This window comes from Beggiatoa leptomitoformis, assembly GCF_001305575.3.
Classification (GTDB): domain Bacteria; phylum Pseudomonadota; class Gammaproteobacteria; order Beggiatoales; family Beggiatoaceae; genus Beggiatoa; species Beggiatoa leptomitoformis.
On record NZ_CP012373.2, the window covers coordinates 214,923 to 232,963 of the forward strand.

Sequence of the window (18,041 nt, forward strand, 5' to 3'; positions counted from 1 at the left end):
AAATCTTATCTTATTTTTTGCACGCAAGGCACGTCATCATGTTACAGAAGTTTTTAGCAACCTTCTTCAATGTTCGCGCGGGAGAAGGCACTTTATTACTATTGTTACTGGTGCAGTCTTTCTTTAATGATGTGTCGATTGTTTTTTTTGACACGATAGCCAATGCGTCATTTTTAGCCAATTTCGGCACGCAACAATTACCTTATGTTTATATTTTATCTGCTTTTGTTATTGTTTTTGTCGGTATCATTTATGCGCGCTTAGAATCTTATCTTTCTTCAACCCGCTTGTTAATCAGTATGATGTTGTTTTTACTGGTAGCCATTTTAGGGTTTTATGTTTTTTTTATGCTGACAGCTGCAAAGTCATTAGGCATGTTGTTAATGGTATGGCGGGGCGTGCATTTTACCTTAATTAATTTAGTTTTTTGGGCATTAATTGGATTTTTATTTAATGTTAGACAGGGCAAGCGGTTATTTGGATTGATTATTGGCGGAGAAGTCGCGGGTGATGTATTAGGTGGTATCACGGTGACACAATTAGTCTCTTTCATGTCAACGGTACATTTAATTTTATTATCAGCCGTTTGTATCGTATTGTCGTTGGTATTTATGCTTTACACACTCCGCCATTATGCACATCAGTTTCAGCTTAATCCTGAAGAAGAAACAGACATTGAACGCAAGCCACTTAGTAAGTTATGGCAAGACCATTATTTAAAACTATTTTTTATTCTCTCAATTGTTTCTACCATTGGCGCGAATTTTACGGATTTTATTTTTTATGACACGGTAGAAATGGTATATCGCAGTGAAACGGCAATTGCAGCTTTTTTTGGAACTTATTTCGCTGTTCAAGGTGTTATTAATCTGTTATTTACGACTATTTTATCGGGTAAGTTATTAACCCGTTATGGTGTTGGTTTAGGTTTAATGGCATTACCTAGCGTGGTTTTAGTCGGATTAGGCATTGCTAGTGTATTTGCACAATTACACATGTTACCAAATGGCTTTTTTTGGGTTGTTGTTGCAACCACAATGGCCGATGTTGTTTTACGTATTTCCCTAGAAACCCCAACTTTTCGCATTTTATATCAACCTTTTTTACCCAGTGAGCGTTTATATATTCAAGGGTTGCGCGAGTCCATTATTGAACCATTAGCTGTCGGATTAGCGGGGGTTATTTTATTGGTGTTAAATAATGTATTGCACTTAACTGGGTTACAAATTGTTTATATTACCCTTTTTATTTTACTGGGGTGGATTGCAACCGCTGCATTATTGCGTCAGGAATATACCCATGTGTTGTTAAATGCTTTAGTAAAGCATAAGTTAGACAGAGGTGCGTTAGCGTTACATGATGGGTCAAGTATTGCTGTTTTACAACGCGGGTTAGCCAGTTCACACCCGACAGAGGTCGTGTATTGTTTAGCTTTGTTAGAAGAGCTTGAACATCAATCGTTAGTTGATACACTCATCAATTTATTAAAACATCCTAGTAGTATGGTACGAATTAGTGTGTTGCAAAAAATTGAAAAGCATTTAATCACTCGTGCAATAATTGAAGTAAAACAATGTATTATTAAGGAAACGGATGCTATTGCAAAGGGGGCAGGCTTACGAGCCTTATGTGCATTACAAGAGTCTGAAGCGGTTGAATTTGTTATTAATTATTTACAGGCAGATGATTTAGCTATTAAAAAAGGTGCAATGGTTGGATTATTACGCAGTAGTGGATTAGACGGTATTTTAGCCGCAGGCGAAATATTGAATTGTTTATTAAACTCTCCTGATGTTATTGATAGAAAATTCGCCGCTGAAGTATTAGGCGATATTGGTATTACTACTTTTTACCGCCCGCTACAAGTCTTATTACAAGACAATGATTTAAAAGTGCGTCAACAAGCGATTATTGCAACCAGCAAGTTAAAAACGCCTAAATTAATTCCTTTGTTAATCGACAACCTTGCTTATTATAATTTACGAAATTCGGTTACTGTCGTTTTAACTCAATTTGGTGAGGATGCACTCCCTTGTATTACTGATATATTTCACTCTAATACGCTTAATCATTTTGCTCGTATTCGTTTATTGCGCGTTTGTGGGCGGGTTGGTGGCGAACACATGCAGGCTTTTCTCCAACAACAAACTGCGTTTCCTATTCAAGAAGTGCGGCAGCAAGCATTTGAATCATTAGTTATTTGTGGGTATCAAGCGGAAAGCCACGCTGAAAAAATGCAGACGATAGCGTTAATACAAACCGCGACTGCAGACATTGCATATATGCTTGCAAGTATTCGTGATATTGGTAATGCGCCTGCTGATGATTTATTAATCCGTGCCTTACAACAAGATATAAAAGAAAATTTATTGCAGATTTTTGCCTTATTATCTTTTATCTATCCCAAACGTTCTATTCAACGGGCAAAAGCGGAATTATTATTAAGTTTGCCAAAAGCGGTGTTAAAAGAACGACGTGCTTACGCATTGGAAGCCTTAGACAATTTATTAGCACAGGAATTAAAAACCTTGTTGTTTCCGCTGTTAGACGATGTGCCATTAAGCCAACAATTGCAACATTTACAAAGTTATTTCCCACAAGCTGTGTTAAGCCGTGAACAGCGTTTGTTAGCTTTATTAGAACGTCCTAGAGAACAAGGCACGGTGTGGACGCGTGCTTGTGTTTTATTTCGTATAGGACAAATGTCTGATATTTCGTTTTATGACGCAGTTAAAAATATTATTCCGTGTCAGGAGGAAATTATTCATGAAACGGCTCTGTGGACATTGGATAAATTAGAGCTACAACAGTGTGTTGTAATAAGTGAACATTAATTGTAAGTATCATGCTATTTCTCTAACAAACGTGGCATGAGTTCTACTAGGTTGCAAGGACGGTGACGATAATCTAATTGGTCTTGAATCAATTTATCCCATGCCGTGCGACAAGCCCCTGATGAACCGGGAACGCAAAAAATATACGTTCCATTAGCAACCCCTGCGATTGCACGCGATTGTATCGTTGATGTTTTAATTTCTTCGTAAGAAATCATGCGGAAAATTTCGCCAAAACCGTCTAGTTCTTTATCTAATAAGGGTTTAATTGCTTCTGGTGTGCCATCGCGTCCTGTAACACCTGTACCGCCTGTGCTGATAATAGCGTGAACATTTGTATCTGCAATCCAGCGTGATACAATCGCTCGAATATGATAAATATCATCTTTAACAATGGCTTTATCGGCTAATTGATGTCCTGCCGCAGTCAGTTTTTCTACTAATAAATGTCCTGACGTATCATCTGTTTCAGTGCGTGTATCGGAAATAGTCAATATCGCAATGTTAATCGGCTTAAATTCTCGTGTTGTTGACATAGCATAATCCCCCTTGTGTTTTTCTGAATCAGGATTTACTGAGTTTTCAGAATGTAAAGACAAAAATAACACGGATAACATGGCTTAAAGCGGTATTATCCGTTTTTTTAACACCACTGAATTTTAACCAAAATCATCGCTTTCTGTTCCACCATCTCCCGCTGTGCTTTCATTCCATAATGCAGGTAAAAGTAGCATTGCACCTGTTAAAACGGCTGTTCCTAATAGATTATTTAATACGCGTGGTGGGGCTGAATCGAGTGGAATTCGCATTCCTTCGCGGAGCATTTTTTCAGCTTCTTTAGTAAAAACAACGGATTTATTCGCAATGGTTGTCATCCAACCCAGTTCGCCTTTTGCCGTTGTTACCAAATCGCGAGAAAACCCTAAATCTTGCAAGCGGTCATGGGCAAATTGCCATTGTGGCTCTTTTTTTAGCTTTTCTATGAGTTGAAAACTATATAGTGATGCGTCATGTACAAGATAAATAGGTAAATCCGCTTGTTTTTTTACAAAGTGTTTGCACGCAGAAAAAACATGTGCAGGATAGCCTGATTGGCTGATGACCGCTGTTTTACACTGGAGATGGAAATGGTTACGAATGAGCATATCAACCATATCATTACGTTCTACCACTAAAATATGCTCAGGCGCGTAATGAACGCCTTCTGCATCATTTAGTGTTTGTTCAGCAATATTGGATTCTTTTTCACTGACGGTTGGTCGTAAAAAGGCTTTACCGTCCGCCATTAAATCGGTTAACGGGTGCTGTGTTTGGTATTTATCGATAATGACCGTAATTTTCTGATTAGTGATTGTAAAACCGCGTTTAGCCCGTATTTTTTTGCGGGCGAGCCATGCGTAAAGGCTGGTAATAACAATGAGACAAGCAGGTAGTAAAAAGGCCCAACCACCCAGTTTATCTGATAATAAAATAGCTGTAATGAATGCGGCAATCAGTAACCCAGCAATAAAACATCCTGTATTGTTAGATTTTGAACGAAAATGTCGTGCAATCTCTGCGAATAGCTGTCCTTTGGTGAAAACAAACTGCCCATCGCTTGAAAGTCGCTGAATAATTTGTTTCATCGCATAGTCAGAAATTCCATCTACTTTGCTTGTAAGAACAAAGTGATAATGGCATTTGCTACAGGTCAAGCCTTCTTTGTATTTTTGGGTATGATTGCAGTTAGGACAGCGCATGGATTTTTATGAGAATGTGAAAAAGATATATCGCTAACCATCAGTTTTATATAAAAATTAATAACTGTATTCAATGCAAGATAGTAATTATTGAATAACACGGGCTAATTGTAGAAGGCGTGAGCTGATTTTTAAATTAACTTTTTCTGCGGCACTGAGATTCACTTCTACTTTAATTCGCTCTTCATCACGCCATAAGTTCACAATTCCGCCCATTTCCGCAAATGAATCGACATCACCAACGGTTAAAACAGACAGACGCGCAACTGTTCTAAAAATCGTTGCAAGGTTGTTACGTTCTGATGCAGAAATGAAAAGTAAATGACAGTTTTTAACAGTATTTAGTTGTATATTTTTTTTTAGCACTAACGGTCGGTCACGTACTGTTTTCCGTTCTAAAGCATTTAGTGAGTCGCCAAAGTAATTTTCGCCTATTAGACAGATACTAATAGGTGTTGTGTTGCCCTCACGGTCGTCGGGCCATTCTACCATGCGTATCACATTGTAAATGAAGGCTGTTTTAATGGCATACTCATCATTTAGTTCGTCAGGATAAGCAACGCCTGCATAGCAGCATAACCATATCATGCTAACTAATACAAATTGATAAGAAAAACGTGTTGGCATTTGTTTAATCCTTATTCTGGTGTCGTTTTATGGTTTTGTATTGACAGTTTAAAGCACTTTATAGGTAAATTAATAATATTTTTGGAGAAGATATTGTAAATCACCTAATGCGTGTGTCACTAAATAATACGTGATAGTACTAAATGGGGTTTTTTCTCAACCAGTTGTAAATATTTGATTTTATCTATCTCTGGTTTAGGGAGAAATTAAATTTTGGTCTTTATCTTTTTGCTGTCTGTTGCATTTCTATCTGTTTTTTCAGAAAAGTTTTCAACTCATTAATTTCCAATTTATCTGCTAAGGTATAAACATGGTTGATAAACAGGCTTAAGTCTGTTTCAGATGTTTTTAAACGTTGAATATATTCAATAATACCTATAACATCTCCTGAAAATACAAGGTCTATCAGGGCTTCTAAATCAGAGATGGGTGGCGAGGTGAGTTGTTGATTAACATCTGCTGTGGATATTACCGTAGTGGCATAAGATGTGCCATAAACCCATTCTAGGTTTAAATGTTGCTGGAGGATGAAAAACAGTTGTTCTGCACGTACAGGCTTAGGGAGAAAAGCATGGCAACCGTTGAGTAAACTTTGTTGTTGACGAATTTCAAACACACTGGCAGAGCTGGCAATGATGCAGGTATTGGCTAGGCTACTATTTTGTTTAATATGGTGTATTAGGGTAAAGCCATCCATTTCTGGCATGTGTAAATCGGTAATGATTGCGACAGGGTGATAATTTTTTGCCAATGTTAGGGCTTGTGTGCCATTTTCTGCTTCTAGCACGATGCAACCAATATTTTTGAGTAGGTGGCTGACGACTTGTCGATTCTCCCGTAAATCATCCACCACTAAAATAATGGGATTTTGTCCTTTTATCGATTTAATTTGTGCGGTTTTTTGGTCAGTTGTTTCAGCCTTTATAATACTGGGTATTTCAATTTCAAACCAGAAAGAGCTTCCCTTACCCAGTTGACTTTCAACGTGTAAAATGCCGTCCATCATTTCAACCAGCCGTTTACTAATGGCTAGACCTAGCCCTGTTCCTTCTTTTTTCTTTAAGCGGTCGCCCACTTGTTCAAACGTGTCAAAAATGATGTTTAGATAGGTATTGTCAATACCTACACCAGTATCTCTCACTGTAAAACGGGCTTTTTTGTGTTGATAGTTGACATAAAAATCTACTTGCCCTTGTTCAGTAAATTTAATGGCGTTGTTTAGCAAATTAAGTAGTATTTGTCGGATGCGTTTCGGGTCGCCATGCACAACGTGCGGTAGGGTAGAAAGTGCGGTGTAGTTAAATTGTACTTCTTTCATAGTTGCCCGCATCGCGGATACATTGACAATGTCGCTGAGTAAATCAGGTAAGTTAAAATCTATGGGGGTAATTTCTAATTTGCCTGCTTCAATTTTGGCTAAGTCGAGAATATCTTCAATAAGGGTGAGTAAATATTCACCATTACGATAAATAGTCCGCGCATGGGCTTGTTGTTCTGACAATAGACTGGAATCGCGTTCTAATATTTGGGCAAACCCTAAAATGCCATTTAATGGGGTGCGCAGTTCATGGCTCATGGTTGCTAAAAATAAACTTTTTGCTTGGTTTGCTGCTTCAGCGGCTTCTTTTGCGTGGCGTAATTGCGCTTCACTATCGCGCAAGGCTTTTGTGCGTTCTTCAACTTCTTTTTCTAGGGTTTGATTGTAACTTTTTAACAGCGATTCCGCATCCTTACGCTTGGTAATATCTTGGATAGTGTTGAGGGCATAAAGGAGTTGTCCTTGTTCGTCAAAAATGGGATTACCCCATACTTCTAACGCAACCGTTTTGCCATTATAACGAATCTCCATATCATCTATGTTACTGGTTTCGCCCTGCAAGGCTTTGACTAATGGTAATTGTTCATAAGGATAGTGCTGTTGTGTACCCGCTAAATAGAGACCGTAATGCGCTTGCAAGCCTTCTAATGTAACGCCATTTAGTGGTTCACGCGCTAAAAGAATTCTCGCACAATGATTGTGATAGATTAATTTACCCTGTTTATCCACCATGCTGACACCAACGGGTATCACTTCTAAAAAGCGGGTAATTCTATCTATTTCTGATTGTTTTTGTTGTAAAGTACGGCGTTGGCGATGTAGATAATAAATACATAATAAAAATAAGGTTAAACCATAAACCAAATAAGCCCACCATGTTTTCCACGGTGGGGGCAAAATGTGAATGGTAATGATTGCACCTGTTTCATTTTCATTCCACGTATTTTTATTGTTAGAGGCTAAAACATGGAAAACATAAGTTCCAACAGGTACATTGGTATAGTGCGCACTGCGTTTATTGCCTATATAATTCCATTCATGGTCAAAACCTTCTAAACGGTATTTATAAACATTTTTTTCTGTACGAATAAAATTGAGGGCTGTAAACTCAAAGGAGAAAAAAGTTTGTGTGTAATCCAGTGTAATTGTATTGGTTTCTAAAATGGATTGGGTAAGTGGGGGATTGGGTAAATCGGACATAGATTTATTAAAAATTTTAAAGTCTGTAATCATAACAACGGGAGGTGCAAGGTTTTCTGTAAAGTTGTCAGGTGAAAAAATGTTAAAACCATTGATACCGCCAAAAAACATGTCATTTTGCCGACTTTTAAAACAAGCAGGATTAAACTGATTGCTTTGTAAACCATCCATCACATCGTAGGTCATAATCAAGTGCGGTTCAGGTGTAAACTTCATTAATCCTTTGTTGCTGGCTAACCAAAGATTATTTTGTTTATCCTCAAGTAAGCAATGAATCGTATCGTTTGCTAAACCTTCACTTTCTTGATAACGCGTAAATTTTTCTGTTTGTGGATTAAATTGATTAAGTCCACCGCCTAACGTTGCTATCCATAACGTGCCTGTGTTTGTTTCTAGGATGTTAGAAACAATGTCATTGCTCAAGCTGTTTTTATCATTATAGTTTGACTGGTATATTGTCCATTTTTTCGTGTCTAGTTGATATTTTTTTAATCCCATGCCTTGCGTTCCAACCCATAATGCACCCGTGTGATCTTCTAAAAGGCTTAAGACCGTATTTGCAGGATTAGAGGGATTACTAAAATAAGGTGCTGAAAAAATGTGTGTTTTGCGGTCAAAGGTAAATAGTCCTTGTCGTGTTCCAACCCAAAACGTGCCTTGGCTGTCCTCATATAGGGTGCGAATCATTTCTGCATTAGGCACATTTTCAACTAAATTAGGCTTTTGAATACGTATAAACTGTTCTGTTTTAGGAATAAATTGATGTAATCCACCCGCATCAGTTCCTACCCATAAAACCCCTGTTTTGTCTTCATAAATTGCTCTAACTGTATTATTTATTAAGCTATTTTTATTTTCAGGTTCGTATTTATAAACAGTTACTTTTTTTCGTGTTGCATCATAACGGTTAAGCCCCCCGCCGTCTGTGCCTACCCATAATTCATTATGACTATCTACATATAACGCCAGTACATTATTGTTACTTAAACTATTTTTCTCATTATTAGTATCAACAAAATAATGTGAGAAGATGGCATCATTACGGGCATCATAATAATTAACCCCTCCCCCATCTGTCCCTACCCATAAAGTCCCCGCATTATCCCGATAAATAGAGAGAATGCGATTATTAGTTAAACTATATTTATCTTCTAATTCATTGGTATAACGGGTAAATGTTTGCGTTTCCCAGTTTAGCCGATTTAATCCACCGCCATCAGTGCCTACCCATAAGTTTTTTTGTCTATCTTCCCCAATTGCCCAAATAACAGGGTGACTTAAACGGGTTTTATCGGTTGCATCAGCCGTGTAAGTATAAAAACTGTCTTTTTCACGCTCATAACGTAATAATCCCCCTGCGGTGCCTACCCATAAACGCCGTTGGCTGTCTTCAAACAGAGACGTTACACTGTTGGTTGCTTGATTGTTATTTGTTAAATAATGAATAAACTGCTTTGTTTTTCTATCAAACCGATTCAATCCATCTCCATCAGTGCCTATCCATAAGGTTTGGTAACTGTCTTCAAAAACTTGCCAGGTATTATTGCTACTTAAACTAGATGGATTTGTCGAATCATGGGTGTAATGCGTAAATTGATTGGTTTTTTTATCTAAACAATTCAATCCGCCTTGTTGTGTACTTACCCACAGTAAGCCTGTATGGTCTTCAACGATAGACCACACGTTATTGTCACTCAAACTAGCGGGATTGGTTGCATCGTGGAAATAACGTATGAATTGTTCTTGCTGACGGTCAAATCGATTTAACCCATTGGCAGTTCCTATCCATAAAGTTCCCGCTTTATCTTCATACAGTGTATTAATTTCATTATGACTGAGTGATGTTGTATTAAGCGGATTATGACGGTAGCTGGTAAAACCATACCCATCATAACGATCCAAACCATCTTGTGTACCAAACCATAAAAAGCCGCGCTTGTCCTGCAAAATGGTAGAAACCTTATTTTGTGATAATCCTTCTTTTAGGGATAGGTTTCTAAATTTGATAGCTGGTTCTTCCGCAACGACGGAAAAAGACCATAAGCACCAACAAATTAACCAGCAGCATTGTTTATACATAAATATTAGGTTGTGTTTTTAAGAAGGTAAGAAAATAAATAACCATACTAACTTGATTTAAATTGGTAAAAATAAATTTATTATCATGCTGGGTTAAGTTATCAATAAGTTAATTTTTATGGTTGTGAACACGGATAATTTTGAAAATTCTGACTTGAATGATTTTTGCGTTTCAACTGACAAGGATAGGTAATTATCGTATGAAATACCATAAAATATATTTCATATATACACATAATTATTATAAAATTTTAGTAGTATCAAATAAACACCCATTTGTTGAAAATAATAAATTTATACCAAATAATAATAGCTACGTTTCAATTTAAATCATAAATGGAAATTGACTATGTACTTTTCTAACATACTTGTTTTATTTACTTTAGTTAGTTTGATACCCGTAGGATATGCTGAGGAACAAACGGGCAAACTCCATCCTAACAACGCACAAGATGAAACCGCACCTAAATTGCAACTGCGTCCACGTCCGCGTAGTAATTCAGAATTACCACCAACCGTATGGGCAATTAATGTTTATGAATCAGGTGATTTTTGTTACATTTCACAAGAAAACGTCAGTTTATGGCGTTCTGATGCCAGTGAACCCTTAAAAGTGACTATTCAACAATACGATACTGCCTCACAATCGGAGGTCATGCTCCGTTGGCCTACAAACCAGACCATGCTCACATGGCCACAAAAAAAATTACCGCTAAGTGAAAACCTTTCCTATATGATTCAAGTTAATGATATAGGAAGAATTGTTAATACACATCGCTTACCATCAAACTTAGCAACCGCAAGTAACACAGATAAAGCAAAGTGGATGCAAACGCAAGGATGTACACGCCAAGCGGATATGCTGACGAATACAACAAAGATGGGTGCATCTTAACGCATTTATTTATCTACACTGGCGTAGTATGGCATGGATGATTTAACCATGATTATAGGTATAGGCATTGATATTGCCGACCAAGTGCGTATCCGTGAAGGGATTAATGACTTTAAAGACCGTTTTACACAACGGCTCTTTACTGCGGAAGAAATCATAAGTTGTCAAAAATACCGCGACCCTACTGAACATTACGCAGGCAAGTTTGCAGTTAAAGAAGCCTTGATGAAGGCGATTGGCGCGGGGTTAAAACAACATGTTACCTTTCAAGAAATAGAAGTATTAAATCATGATAGTGGCGCGCCATACATCACCTTATATGGAACAGCAAAACAAATTGCTGAACAATTGGGGGTTACGCAAACACATGTCAGTCTTTCACATTCTGTGGGAATTGCTGCCGCAGTTGTCATCTTGGAACGCTTGTCGTAAGGACACATGGCAGATTATAGTTAATAATAATAGTCAACGATAATAGTATTAAAAAAATTTATATTTGGTGCAGGCGAATAGACAAGACCTATTCGCCTTTTTATTTTGCGGTTATTTTTGTTTTAAAAACAGATTAATGACTCGCTCACTTAGACAAATACTGTGCCTAGTATCGCGTTTTCGCTTTTTGGGCAAGTGTACTAGAATACGGGTGTACTTCACGTCATAGATATAATGATTATGTGTAGATACACACCTCATAAATAGAAAAGCCACCTATGACATAGGCTTTCACCTTATCACCATTGGAACAGAAGAGAATAACGGAGGCATAACAACATGGAAAAAGCCACTATCCTACACATCTTTACCCCTGAAAAAAATGTTAGCCCTTTTGATGTCAACATGGCAATCGATGCGGGATTTGAACATATTATTCCCTACACATCAGTAGAAGTGAGTGAAATTGCAGGTTTGGTACAAGATGCAATTTTTTCCAGAGGCCCAAAAGGCGTAAAACGCACAGGTATTTTTATTGGAGGGCGTGATATTGCCGTTGCGGATGACATGCTAAAACAAGCCAAACAAGCAATGGTTCCCCCCTTTGAAGCCTCTGTCATGCTAGACCCTAGCGGTTCAGCAACCACTGCCGCAGGTTTAGTCGCCTTAGTGATTAAAGCCCTAAAAAGCTATCAAAAAACCCTACAAGGGGAACAAGTTGCAATTTTTGGTGGCACAGGTCCTGTGGGCTTATGTGCGGGGGTTATTGCCGCCCGCTGTGGTGCTGACGTTCGTATCGTAAGCCATCGGGGGATGGAAGCTGCCTGCAAATTAGTAGATGCCTATAGTGAACGTTATGCAATCAAACTGTTACCTGCCGACGGTAGCACCCCGAAAAAACGCCTTGAGTTATTACAACAAACCACTGTTGCATTCAGCACTGCAAAAGCAGGCGTGCAAGTTTTAACGGCTGAAGATTTATTAACCGCCGACAAATTATTAGTGGCTGCCGATGTCAACGCCGTACCCCCTGAAGGGATTGCAGGGGTAGGTGTGATGGACAATGGTAAAGCCTTAAATACACCACTCCACGCGAAGGCTATCGGCGCGTTAGCCATTGGTAACGTCAAGTATCAAGTGCAACATAATCTCTTAAAAAATATGTTAGCAACAGATAAACCCGTTTATCTGGAATTACCCAGTGCATTTGAGCTAGCCTGTCAATTCGCAGAAAAATCATGAACACCCCTGTGCTTATAGCAGCGGTTTCTGCCCGCTCTTTAGCAACAGCCGCACACAAAACTGGATTGCCTGTTTACGTACTGGATTTATATGATGATGTAGATACACAACGCATCACTCTTGCCAGTCGGCGCGTAAAAACAGAATCAGACGGTTTTGATGCGGTGGATTTATTAACCCAAGCACAAGAGTTATGTCCACCGCATACCCCATTAGTCTATGGTGCAGGATTTGAACATTGTCCGCATTTGTTAGCTCAACTAGCGAGGGGACGGCACTTATACGGTAATTCGCCCGATGTTGTTCAAGCAGTAAAAGACCCGCGTTATTTTTTTTCATTACTCAAACGCTTAAATATTCCCCATCCAGAAACCCAATTAGAAATGCCCGATATTACAACTAACCGCTGGTTAGTTAAAACCATTGGGGGAACAGGTGGATATCATGTACATCCACTAAAACAATCCTTTAGCATTGGTGGGCAACCCTGTTATTACCAACGCTATTTGGAAGGTAAACCCCACTCAGTTTTATTTCTTGCCGATGGAAAACAATCGCGCGTCGTTGGCTATAACGAACAATGGATTAACGAAGAATTTGCCAGCGCGCCCTATTTATATGCAGGGGCGATGAGTGTTGATGACATGCCTTTTCAAACTGAATTGACTGAGGTTGTTGCCTTACTAGTGCGTGAAACAGGGCTGCGTGGATTATGTGGGATGGATATTCTTCTTAATGCAACGGGTTTTCATGTATTAGAAATTAACCCCCGTCCTCCCTCAACCTTTGAATTACATCAACAAAAAGGTGATTTATTCTATTGGCACTTACAAGCCTGTGATGGTGTCTTACCTGAAATACTATTACATCCTCATCATTTACGGGCAAAAATTATTTTATATGCCCAACGAACCCTCAAAATTCCCGCCCATCCTGAATGGCCTGCGTGGACGGCTGACCATCCACGACCCAATAGTATCATTCAGCGGGGAGAACCCATTTGTACGGTGTTCGCACAAGGTAAACAAAGTCAGCTCACCGTAATTAAAAGAGAAAAACAATTACAAACATGCTTAAAACGATGGCAGGAGATAGCAGTATGAATAGTAGATTAAGTATTAATGCCCTAACCCAACCACTGGTAACGCAACTGTTAAAAGAAGCAGAAAAATTGCGCCTATTAGTGGAAAAACCTCATTGCACCGTGATTGATGCAGGCATTAATACCGCAGGCAGTATTCAAGCAGGACTACGCATTGCTGAAATTTGTATGGGTGGACTTGGGCATGTGCAACTCGTCAACACAGGACAAGGTGCGTGGTCATGGCAAGTACAAGTTAATACCAGTAATCCCGTGTTAGCTTGTTTAGGTAGTCAATACGCAGGCTGGAGTTTAAGCCATGAAAAATTTTACGCATTAGGTTCAGGGGCAGGGCGCATTTTAGCCCAAAAAGAACCGCTGTTTGCTGAATTAGGACTGACAGATAACGCCACCAATACAACGCTTGTTTTAGAAGTTGATAAAATTCCCCCACAAGCAATTATCGACAAAATTGTCCAAGACTGTCGTTTACCCTCCGCCGAAGCCTTAACCCTGATTCTCACACCAACCCGCAGTTTAGCGGGATGCGTGCAAATTGTTGCACGGGTGTTAGAAGTCGCAATGCACAAAGTGCATACCCTACACTTTCCCCTAGAACGTGTTATAGACGGCATGGGAAGCGCGCCCTTGCCTCCTCCCGCAAAAGATTTTGTTACAGCAATGGGACGAACTAACGATGCCATTTTATTCGGTGGACAAGTACAACTATTTGTAACAGGCGACGACAGCGACGCAAAACAACTTGCCGAACAATTGCCCAGTAGTGCATCCCGCGATTATGGCAAACCCTTTGCAGAAATTTTTAAAGACTATCAATATGATTTCTTTAAAATTGACCCCATGTTATTCAGCCCTGCTCAAGTTATTGTTACCGCCTTAGATAGTGGTCGGAGCTTCCGTGCGGGACAAATAGACAACCAAGGTTTAGCGGTTTCTTTTGGGGAATAGAGGCATAACTTAACTTTATCCTAAGCCTTTTTATCAACAGAAATAGATAAAATATCCTCTGTTTACAGTTTATTAATTGAAAGTCATCGATTGATAAAATACTTAAAGGTGTCAAAGATTCCTTCTTTTTTAAAGAAGAAAGCCAAATGTCGGCATTGCCTATCACTAACATGCTAAATAAATATCCTTGCTGCTTGTTTATTTAGCGTCGATAAAATGTCTGAATCAGAATTTTCAGGATTGACAGAATGATAGAGACAAGAAATGAATATTTTTCTATCCAATTATCTTAAAAATCCTGATTCAGATAATCTCTGGAGAAAACCATGCTCATGCCCCGTTTTGATGAATTGGTTCAACTTCGCTATCAAGCACATAGCGTTGGTTTAGTCTCTGCACAAAAAACACATACTCCCTTAAGTGGTTTATATGCATCCGTTTTTCGGGGGCAAGGAATGGATTTTGATGAAGTACGTGAATATCACTATGGTGATGAAATCAGACATATTGATTGGCGCGTTACCGCACGGGTACGTAAACCGTATTTAAAAACCTATCGAGAAGAACGCGAGCGTAATGTATTGTTATGTATAGATATGAGTGCGGTTATGCAGTTTGGCACACGCGGCACGTTTAAACACATTCAAGCGGCGCGGGCGGCAGCTTTATTAGGCTGGAGTGCGCAAGGGCATGGCGATAGAGTGGGCGGGCTTATTATTGGACAAGGTGAACCACGTTTATATCGTCCTAATCATTCACAACGGGCTTTTTGGCACTTGTTAAAAGGGTTAAGTGACAGTACGACTGATGTAAAACCTAAGGATACAGCCCTACAACAGGGATTACACTTGTTACAACGCAATGCACAGACAGGGGCTTTAGTATTCATTATCAGTGATTTTCATCAAATAGAAAAAGCAATGCTCGCGCAATTATTACGTCCCCTACATCAACGACACGAGATTGTATTAATTACAATTGATGATGTTGCCGATTATACTCTGCCCGCTATTGGCAAGATTTATTTTACAGCAGCCGATGGCACAAACGCCTTGATTGATACAGATAATCCCATAGGCTGTTTAGCTTATCGTCAAAGTTGGGAACAACAACGGGCAGAATTACAGACATTAACCCGTCAATTACAAATGGATTTTTTTAGTTTACGGACAGATGAAGATGTTTACACAGGGATTCTAAACGGATTGCGTCAACGCGCACGACGACAACAAGCACATTTTTAATAGGGTTTAGTTGAAAAAAACTTTATCAAACAGTTTATATAAAATAAGATGGATATTATTGGATTATCCGAATTTAAAAAACTAAATTAAATGCTTTATATATTTAAAATTCATTAGTTATATGAATAGATACCATCGGTTTAAGCAATGGTATAGTAAACGCACTATAAAAAAATACAGAGGGTTAGCAGTCCTCACAGGATTGCTAACCCTAAATTTAAATCACTTTATGGCACGTTTGCTATATCTATTTTTTTACACAGGAAACATTGGTATTTCTGTTTAATGTTTCTGATGATGCTGGAATTGTTCGACCGCGAGTTGATAATACGCAGTGGTTAAATCCAGTTGATTTTTATCAACTTGCTGTAACGGTGTAAACCGCTCATGCGTTGCGTCATAAGTGACTTGGTTTGTTTTACCGTTTAAATCTAATAAAGATAAAATATCACCCTGTTTTAAAGCGACTGCATGATTATGATTAAACAGTAAAATACTGGGCTGTTCAGGAGGGAGATTAAACACATTTTGCCCAAAGAAAGGGGCTTCATATTCCAACCCCAGTAATCCTAATACTGTTGGTGCAATATCCATTTGCCCGATGGGACGTTCTACAACGGTTGGTTGTATATGGTTAGGCGCGAAAATTAATAAAGGGATTTGATAAGTCCGCAATGGAATATCTGCCTTGCCATACACCCGCGCTCCGTGGTCAGCAACCACTATAAACACAGTTTGATTAAACCACTCTTTTTGACGTGCCGCTTCTATAAACTTTCCTAGCGCGTAATCTGCATAACGAATACCCGCATCACGCCCGCCACCTGTCGCGGGAATTTGTGGAATACCTTCAGGAAAAGTAAATGGTTTATGATTAGACGTTGTCATAATTATAGAGAAAAAGGGTTGTTTTTTAGCCGTTTGTTGGTCGTAATAATTCAACGCATGATTGAATAAATCCTCATCACTCACCCCCCAAATATTGGCAAAATGTGGAGGGGGCATATCGCTGCGGTCTTGCACCGCAAACCCATTGTGGCTATAGAAATAATTCATATTGTCAAAATAGCCATAACCACCGTATAAAAAGCTACTTTGATAACCTTGCGCTTGCATAACGGTTCCCCAATTGGGCATATCTTCATTATTAGGGCGTTTTAAAACCGATTCGCTAGGAATTGGCGGAAATGACAAGGTAATTGCTTCTAAACCACGCACTGTACGTGTACCTGTTGCATAAGCGTGATTAAATAACATCCCTTGTTGTGCTAATTGGTCAAAATAAGGGGTGAGTTTACGATCATCGCCTAAACAACTAACAAACTCTGAACCAAATGATTCTTCAACAACAACAACGACATTTAATTTACCTAATCCTTGTGGATTGGCGGGAAAATGTCGGTCTATATGTCGCTCTGCTAGATGTGTAAATTCGCCACCACCGACTTTTAAGCTGTTCGTAAGGGTATCGAATAATGCTGTCGTGTCACCCGTGCGATAGTAAAGATGGTAATCTAACTCATTGGTTGATAAGGCTTGAAAAAAGCTACTAACCCCATTGACGGTTATTTCATTTGCAACCCGATTTTCTGAGAAAGCAAGGCTATTCGTCGAAACGCTGTATGCAAAAACCCCGATACAGGATAAATGTAGCCCAAGAAAAGCAAACCGCTGTTTTACAGTTACTTTTTGCGCTAAAAACGGAGATAGCTTTTGCCAACCTGCGTAAAGCAAGGCGAGAACTAATAAGAAGTTAAATGCCAAAACAGCGGGAACAGGGTATGACTCCCAAATATTAATAAATACTTCATGTGGATAAATTAGATAATCTACCGCAACCAGATTAAAGCGCGCATTAAATTCTTCAAAAAAGAAAAACTCGGCTTCAACCAGATAAACAAAGCTGTAGGCATAGAGAAACAGAAGTATCAGGCTGAGTATTTTCCCTGATTTTCCTTGAAACCAACGATTAGGAATAACTAGTAAAAACAGTGATAATGGTAAAAGTAAATAAGTTAAAACAACGCCATCATTAACCAATCCTGCTAATAAGATAAGTGGCAAGGCATACGGTGTTACATCTGCATCTGTTCCAAATTTAACCCACAAGGTAACACGCAATAATGTGGATAAAATCAGATAAATGACTATTAAAAACGGGATAAAGTTATAGCGACTGTTGAATAAATTTCTCACAGAAAATACTCATGAACGTAAAAGATGTCGCGCTAGTATTTCACGTTTTACTTAAATCTCTATGAATAATGTGTAAAACGCTAACCTAGCAAATCAGAAAAATTATTATTTAATAACTAGTTAGTTACAACAATCATTAATCATTAAATTAACTTAATTAATCTGATTTAAACCGTTCATTCTAC

At 38.7% G+C, this 18,041-nt stretch carries 12 protein-coding genes; 7 read left to right on the forward strand and 5 right to left on the reverse strand.

Going from position 1 to position 18,041, the window contains the following annotated elements; genetic code table 11:
* The first annotated feature begins 38 nt into the window (after positions 1–38).
* Positions 39–2,834: a HEAT repeat domain-containing protein gene (locus tag AL038_RS00955; protein WP_062147683.1), complete on the forward strand. Its 2,796-nt coding sequence runs from the start codon at positions 39–41 to the stop codon at positions 2,832–2,834.
* Positions 2,835–2,848: 14 nt separating this feature from the next.
* Here AL038_RS00955 and moaB read toward each other — a convergent pair whose 3' ends face one another.
* The 4 genes from moaB to AL038_RS00975 all read right to left on the reverse strand — a co-directional run bounded on the left by moaB (position 2,849) and on the right by AL038_RS00975 (position 9,797).
* Entirely contained in the window at positions 2,849–3,370 is a 522-nt protein-coding gene (gene moaB, locus AL038_RS00960) for a molybdenum cofactor biosynthesis protein B (RefSeq protein ID WP_062155285.1), read from the reverse strand.
* A 123-nt stretch (positions 3,371–3,493) separates the two neighbouring features.
* Positions 3,494–4,573 carry a hypothetical protein gene (locus AL038_RS00965; RefSeq protein WP_145917035.1) on the reverse strand — a complete coding sequence of 360 codons (1,080 nt, stop codon included), beginning with the start codon at positions 4,571–4,573 and terminating at the stop codon, positions 3,494–3,496.
* 87 nt (positions 4,574–4,660) lie between these two features.
* Positions 4,661–5,200: a YfiR family protein gene (locus tag AL038_RS00970; RefSeq protein ID WP_062147689.1), complete on the reverse strand. Its 540-nt coding sequence runs from the start codon at positions 5,198–5,200 to the stop codon at positions 4,661–4,663.
* Between the two features lie 220 nt (positions 5,201–5,420).
* Positions 5,421–9,797, reverse strand: coding sequence for a hybrid sensor histidine kinase/response regulator (locus AL038_RS00975; RefSeq protein ID WP_062147692.1), 4,377 nt, complete (start codon positions 9,795–9,797; stop codon positions 5,421–5,423).
* A gap of 349 nt (positions 9,798–10,146) precedes the next feature.
* On the opposite strand from AL038_RS00975, the gene AL038_RS00980 reads away from it, so the two are divergent.
* The 6 genes from AL038_RS00980 (at position 10,147) to AL038_RS01005 (ending at position 15,660) form a co-directional block, all read left to right on the forward strand.
* Positions 10,147–10,692: a hypothetical protein gene (locus AL038_RS00980; protein ID WP_062147694.1), complete on the forward strand. Its 546-nt coding sequence runs from the start codon at positions 10,147–10,149 to the stop codon at positions 10,690–10,692.
* Between the two features lie 33 nt (positions 10,693–10,725).
* Complete coding sequence (gene acpS / locus AL038_RS00985; RefSeq protein WP_062147697.1) at positions 10,726–11,124, forward strand: holo-ACP synthase; 399 nt, start codon at positions 10,726–10,728, stop codon at positions 11,122–11,124.
* A gap of 339 nt (positions 11,125–11,463) precedes the next feature.
* Positions 11,464–12,366, forward strand: a complete 903-nt coding sequence (locus tag AL038_RS00990) for an NAD(P)-dependent methylenetetrahydromethanopterin dehydrogenase (RefSeq protein ID WP_062147700.1) — start codon at positions 11,464–11,466, stop codon at positions 12,364–12,366.
* On the forward strand, positions 12,363–13,469 hold the full coding sequence (locus tag AL038_RS00995) for an ATP-grasp domain-containing protein (RefSeq protein WP_062147703.1): 1,107 nt from the start codon (positions 12,363–12,365) through the stop codon (positions 13,467–13,469). Before AL038_RS00990 ends, AL038_RS00995 begins: the two co-directional genes overlap by 4 nt.
* Positions 13,466–14,416 carry a methenyltetrahydromethanopterin cyclohydrolase gene (gene mch, locus AL038_RS01000; RefSeq protein WP_062147707.1) on the forward strand — a complete coding sequence of 317 codons (951 nt, stop codon included), beginning with the start codon at positions 13,466–13,468 and terminating at the stop codon, positions 14,414–14,416. The genes AL038_RS00995 and mch overlap by 4 nt, the downstream gene beginning before the upstream one ends.
* 332 nt (positions 14,417–14,748) lie before the next feature.
* Positions 14,749–15,660: a DUF58 domain-containing protein gene (locus tag AL038_RS01005; RefSeq protein ID WP_161575408.1), complete on the forward strand. Its 912-nt coding sequence runs from the start codon at positions 14,749–14,751 to the stop codon at positions 15,658–15,660.
* A gap of 282 nt (positions 15,661–15,942) precedes the next feature.
* Here AL038_RS01005 and AL038_RS01010 read toward each other — a convergent pair whose 3' ends face one another.
* Positions 15,943–17,856: an LTA synthase family protein gene (locus AL038_RS01010; protein ID WP_062147713.1), complete on the reverse strand. Its 1,914-nt coding sequence runs from the start codon at positions 17,854–17,856 to the stop codon at positions 15,943–15,945.
* Between the last annotated feature and the right edge of the window lie 185 nt (positions 17,857–18,041).

Excerpts from the sequence above, each read along its gene's own strand:
- AL038_RS00955 (WP_062147683.1), top strand. The coding sequence starts at position 39 with ATGTTACAGAAGTTTTTAGCAACCTTCTTCAATGTTCGCGCGGGAGAA.
- moaB (WP_062155285.1), bottom strand. The coding sequence starts at position 3,370 with ATGTCAACAACACGAGAATTTAAGCCGATTAACATTGCGATATTGACT.
- AL038_RS00965 (WP_145917035.1), bottom strand. The coding sequence starts at position 4,573 with ATGCGCTGTCCTAACTGCAATCATACCCAAAAATACAAAGAAGGCTTG.
- AL038_RS00970 (WP_062147689.1), bottom strand. The coding sequence starts at position 5,200 with ATGCCAACACGTTTTTCTTATCAATTTGTATTAGTTAGCATGATATGG.
- AL038_RS00975 (WP_062147692.1), bottom strand. The coding sequence starts at position 9,797 with ATGTATAAACAATGCTGCTGGTTAATTTGTTGGTGCTTATGGTCTTTT.
- AL038_RS00980 (WP_062147694.1), top strand. The coding sequence starts at position 10,147 with ATGTACTTTTCTAACATACTTGTTTTATTTACTTTAGTTAGTTTGATA.
- acpS (WP_062147697.1), top strand. The coding sequence starts at position 10,726 with ATGGATGATTTAACCATGATTATAGGTATAGGCATTGATATTGCCGAC.
- AL038_RS00990 (WP_062147700.1), top strand. The coding sequence starts at position 11,464 with ATGGAAAAAGCCACTATCCTACACATCTTTACCCCTGAAAAAAATGTT.
- AL038_RS00995 (WP_062147703.1), top strand. The coding sequence starts at position 12,363 with ATGAACACCCCTGTGCTTATAGCAGCGGTTTCTGCCCGCTCTTTAGCA.
- mch (WP_062147707.1), top strand. The coding sequence starts at position 13,466 with ATGAATAGTAGATTAAGTATTAATGCCCTAACCCAACCACTGGTAACG.
- AL038_RS01005 (WP_161575408.1), top strand. The coding sequence starts at position 14,749 with ATGCCCCGTTTTGATGAATTGGTTCAACTTCGCTATCAAGCACATAGC.